Origin of the sequence: Micromonospora maritima (genome assembly GCF_902825405.1) — a bacterium.
Classification (GTDB): Bacteria; Actinomycetota; Actinomycetes; order Mycobacteriales; family Micromonosporaceae; genus Micromonospora; species Micromonospora maritima.
In genome coordinates, this window is the sequence record NZ_CADEAU010000421.1 from 1 (window position 1) to 4701 (window position 4701).

Consider the following 4701-nt stretch of genomic DNA (forward strand, 5'->3'; position numbering starts at 1 on the left):
ACCGGCCGGGACCGGGCCGGCCGGGGCGCGGCTCGGGGCGGCGCTGGCCCTGGTGGCCCTGGCCGGGTTGCTCGGACTGCCCGACCAGGCGGCGTTGCGCCGTACCCACGAGTGGCCGCGGAGCGCCCCCGTCGACTACGCGGGTGCGGCACGGGTGATCGCCGCCGGGGAGCGGCCGGGCGACGCGATCGTCTACTCACCCCGGGACAGTTGGCTGTTCCCGGATCTGGGCATGGCGTACCACCTGGGGTCACGGCTGCCGCGCGACGTGCTGGTGGTCCGCGACCAGCGGCAGGACGCGAACCTGTGGGCCACCGAGTGCGACGACCCGGCGCGGTGCCTGACCGGGGTGGACCGGGTCTGGCTGGTGGTCACCGGGCGCCGGGCGGACCCGCTGGCGGCGGTGCCCGGCGCCAAGGGCGCGGCGCTGCGCGACGGCTTCACGGTGCGTCGGGTCTGGCCCCGTTCGGGACTCACGGTGGCCCTGCTCGCCCGGTGAGGCGGTCGGTGGTGCCCCGGGCCAGCGGGACGACGAGCGCCGCCTCGGTGCCGCCCCCGGCACCGTTGCGCAGTTCGATGGTGCCGCGCAGCTCGCCCGTGACCAGCGCCCGGACGATCTGGAGCCCGAGGTTGCCGCCCCGTTCGGCGTCGAACTGCCCGGGCAGGCCGCGCCCGTTGTCGGTGACCGAGACGTGCAGCTCCTTGCGGAGTCGGTGCACCGACACCACCACCTCCGGCTTCGGCCCGTCGACCGCGGCGGGAGCACCGTCCTCGTCGGCCGGCGGGAACCCGTGCTCCACGGCGTTGAGCAGCAGCTCGTTGAGGACCATCACCAGCGAGGTGGCGATCTCGGCGGGCAGCACGCCGAAGCTGCCCTTCCGGCGCATGCCGACGGTCACCTCGGTCGCCGCCACCTCGGTCGCGGCGCTGGCGACCCGGTCGACGATGCCGTCGAACTCCACCGCCTCGTCGCTGGACATGGAGAGCGTCTCGTGCACCAGCGCGATCGAGGCGACCCGGCGTACCGACTCCTCCAGCGCGACCCGGGCCTCGGGCATGGCCACCCGGCGGGCCTGGAGGCGCAGCAGCGCGGCGACGGTCTGGAGGTTGTTCTTCACCCGGTGGTGGATCTCCCGGATGGTGGCGTCCTTGGTGATCAGGGCGCGGTCGCGGCGGCGTACCTCGGTGATGTCGCGGACCAGCACCAGCGCGCCGATCGGCACGCCGGCGGGCATCAGCGGCAGCGCCCGGGTGAGCATCGTGGCGCCCCGGGCGTCGATCTCCCGGCGAGGCGGCGCCTCGCCGCGCAACGCGGCGAGCACCGCGTTGCCCGCGTCGGTGCCTTCGAGCGGGTCGCCGGCCAGCCGGCGGTGCAGCTTGGCCAGATCCTCCCCGACCAGGTGGGAGGCGTAGCCGAGCCGGCGGTACGCGGACTGGGCGTTCGGGCTGGCGTAGGTGACCTTGCCGTTGGCGTCGAGCCGCACCAGTCCGTCGCCGACCCGGGGCGCCGAGGTGGTCTCGCCCGGGTGCCGGGGCGGCGGGAACGTGCCGTCGGCGATCATCTGGGCCAGGTCGTCGGCGGTGGTCAGGTAGTTCAGTTCGAGCTGGCTCGGGGTGCGCGCGGTGGACAGGTTGGTGTCGCGCCCCACCACGGCGATCACCTCACCGGCTTCCCCGTCGCCGGTGCGCAGGCGCACCGGGATGGCCTCGTGCCGGGCGGGCACGTCGCCGTACCAGACCGGGTCGCCCTCGCGCCAGATCCGGCCCTGCCGGTGGGCCACCTCCAGGTGTGCCACCTCGGGCCCGCCGACGATGCGGCCGACCTGGTCGTCCAGGTACGCGGTCGGCGCGGTCGTCGGGCGGACCTGGGCCACGCAGAGGAAGGTGCCGTCACCGTCCACCGGCACCCAGAGCAGCAGGTCGGCGAAGGAGAGGTCGGACAGCAGCTGCCAGTCGCCGGCGATCCGGTGCAGGTGGTCGATGTCCGCCGGCCGGAGCGCGGTGTGCTCCTCGGCGAGGTCACGGAGGGTGGACACGCTCCACAGCGTGCCACGCCGGGCCTCACATCGTCGCGGTGACCTTTTTCAACCCGCGTGGTGCGTCCGGGTCCTCGCCGCGGGCCAGCGCCAGGGCCAGCGCGAGCCGTTGCAGCGGCAGGATGTCGAGCAGCGGCGCGTACCGCTCGTCGACCTCGGGCACCGCCATCCGGGTCTCGCCGACCTCGGCGGAGCCGACCACCACCACGTCGGCGCGGCGCTCGCCGAGCCGGGGCAGCACCTCGCGCATGGACGTGCCGCCGGGGCCGGAGCCGACCACGGCGAGGACCGGGACGTCCGGGTCGGTCATGGCCAGCGGGCCGTGCAGCAGGTCGGCGCCGGAGAACGCGAGCGCCGGGAGGTAGGACGTCTCCATCAGCTTCAGCGCCGCCTCCCGGGCGGTCGGGTACGCGTAGCCGCGGCCGGTGGTGACGAGCTGGGCGGCGAACCGGTAGCGCGGGGCGAGCCGGGCCGGGGTGTCGTCGGCGAGCGTCCGCGCGGCCAGCTCGGGCAGGCGGCTCAGGGCGGCGCGCTCCTCGGCGGGCAGCACGCCGTCGCCGGCGCGTACCCCCTCGATGAGCATGAGCAGCGCGAGCAGCTCGGCGGTGTAGGTCTTGGTGGCGGCGACCGCGCGCTCGTGGCCGGCGGCGATGTCGACGCTCAGCTCGGCGGTCTCGACCAGCGGCGAGTCGGGATTGTTGGTGACCGCGAGGGTGAGCGCGCCGGAGGCCCGGGCGACCCGCAGCACCTCGGCCAGGTCGGGCGAGCCGCCGCTCTGGCTGACGCCGACGACGAGCGCGTCGGAGAGGTCGGGCCGGGCGCCGAAGACGGTGATCGCGCTCGGCGAGGCCAGCCCGGCCGGCAGCCCGAGCCGGATCTCGGTGAGGTAGGCGGCGTAGAGCGCGGCGTGGTCGGAGGTGCCCCGGGCGGTGAAGACCACGTGCCGGGGCCGCCGGTCCGCGACGACGGCCGCGACCTCGGCGATCGCGGCGGCGTGTTCGGTGGAGAGCAGGCGCTCGTAGCCGGCCGGCTGCTCGTCGATGTCGGCGGCCATGCCGACCCCTGGACGGGTCACCCCGCACCCCCTTCTGCGCGGTTGCCGCGCGTTCGATGCTCAGTCTTGCACGTTTGAGCCGTAACGAGCAACGCAACGAACAGTAGTGCGCAGTGGATCACCAATCCTGGGCAAGATCCCCTACGCTTGCCCGGCTGACGACCCCGACCCGGCGAGAGGACGACGTGCCCGAGGACGACGCCGCGCTCTCCGCGGAGGAGGAACTCGCGCTGGCCCGCCTGGCGCTGGGCGAGGGTGACCTGCGACACGCGGCCGACCACGTGGCCGCGGCGCTGGTCCGCTCCCCCACGCTGCCCGAGGCGCACGAGACGCTCGCCCGGCTCGCCGCCGCCAGCGGAGGTGACCTGGACCTCTTCCCACTGGGCCAGCACGCGTTCGTCGGCGCCGTGGTGGCCCGGGCACACCTGCTCGCCGCCGCCGGCCGCCCCGCCGAAGGGCTCGACCTGCTGGCCGCCGCCACCGGCTACGCGCCCGCCGCGCCGTGGGCCGCCGTGCCCTGGGTGACCGCCGCCGACCTGCCGGAACGGCTCGACCCCGAACGCACCGCACGGATCCTCATGCAGGTCTGCGCGGCCGTGCCCGACCCGGTGCCGCGCCGGCTGCGGGAACCGCTCCAGCCGTACCTGACCCTGGCCCGCAACGCGATCACCGTGCACCCCGAGCACCCGCTGCTGCTGGGCGCGGCGTCCGCGCTGGCCCGGCGCCTGGGCGAGGTCGCCCTGGCGGTCACCTGGGCCACCCGGGGGGTACGCGCGGAGCAGACCAGACTCGGCGAGGTCTGGCTCGGGTACGCGTACCGCAGCGCGGGCCGGACCGCCGACGCGCTGGCCGCGCTGGAGCGGGCCGTCGCGCTCGACCCGGACGACCTGGCGGTCTACGCGGACATCGCCGGCACGCTGGCCGACCACGGCCGGCTGGACGCCGCGCTGGACTGGGTGGACCGCGCGCTGGCGAAGGACCCGACCTTCGACTGCGCCGTGCACACCGCACACCGGTTGCGCTTCCAGCGCGACGGCGACATCGACCACCTCGTGGCCCTGGCCGACTTCGTCCGCGACCACCCGGACGACTCGCACGAGCACGGCGACCTCGCCGAGTGCTGCCGGGGCCGTCCCTGGTTGGGTCAGGTGACGCCGGTGGGCGCGGACGACCCGCTGGTGCCGGAGGGCCTCGCCGACAGTGCCCTCCCGTCGGCCGCCGCGGTACGGCGACTCCAGCAGCTTGCCCAGCCGGCCTGGGCCCATCCCCCGGCGGCGTACGACGCCGCGGTCGGACTCGCCACGGTCGACCTCGCCGACCTGCTCGGCCTGCTGGCGCATCCGCCGGAGGCGCCGCCCACCGCACTGGGGCGGGTGCTCGCCGGACAGGATCCCGCGCTCTGGGTGCGGTGCGTCCAGGTCTGGGCCTGCCTCGGCCTGCTGCACCACCGCACCGACGAGCCGTGGGCCGAGTCCACCCGGCGCCGGGTGCTGGGGGCACTGGCCGCGGACGGTCCCGGCCCGGTCGCCGAGGCGGCGCTGTTCGCCCTGGTCACCGCCGCCTGGGTGGAACCCGGGGTACGCGCCGACGTGGCCGGCCTGGTGGCCGGGC

Annotated in this window: 3 protein-coding genes and 1 pseudogene; 2 read left to right on the plus strand and 2 right to left on the minus strand. The window is 75.8% G+C overall.

Translation table 11 applies throughout. The annotated features are described in order from the left end of the window. A pseudogene (locus tag HUW36_RS26075) lies at positions 1-499 on the plus strand (glycosyltransferase family 39 protein); the annotation flags it as partial. On the opposite strand, the gene HUW36_RS26080 reads toward HUW36_RS26075, so the two are convergent. After that, on the minus strand, positions 474-2036 hold the full coding sequence (locus tag HUW36_RS26080; protein ID WP_174530569.1) for a PAS domain-containing sensor histidine kinase: 1563 nt from the start codon (positions 2034-2036) through the stop codon (positions 474-476). The pseudogene HUW36_RS26075 and the gene HUW36_RS26080 overlap by 26 nt on opposite strands. A gap of 25 nt (positions 2037-2061) precedes the next feature. Then, a complete protein-coding gene (locus HUW36_RS26085) occupies positions 2062-3090 on the minus strand; it encodes an SIS domain-containing protein (protein ID WP_174530570.1) in 1029 nt (342 codons plus the stop codon). Between the two features lie 185 nt (positions 3091-3275). Here HUW36_RS26085 and HUW36_RS26090 point away from each other — a divergent pair. Then, positions 3276-4701: tetratricopeptide repeat protein (locus HUW36_RS26090; protein WP_174530571.1), on the plus strand; the 1426-nt coding region annotated here is incomplete at its 3' end.

Excerpts from the sequence above, each read along its gene's own strand:
- HUW36_RS26085 (WP_174530570.1), bottom strand. The coding sequence starts at position 3,090 with ATGGCCGCCGACATCGACGAGCAGCCGGCCGGCTACGAGCGCCTGCTC.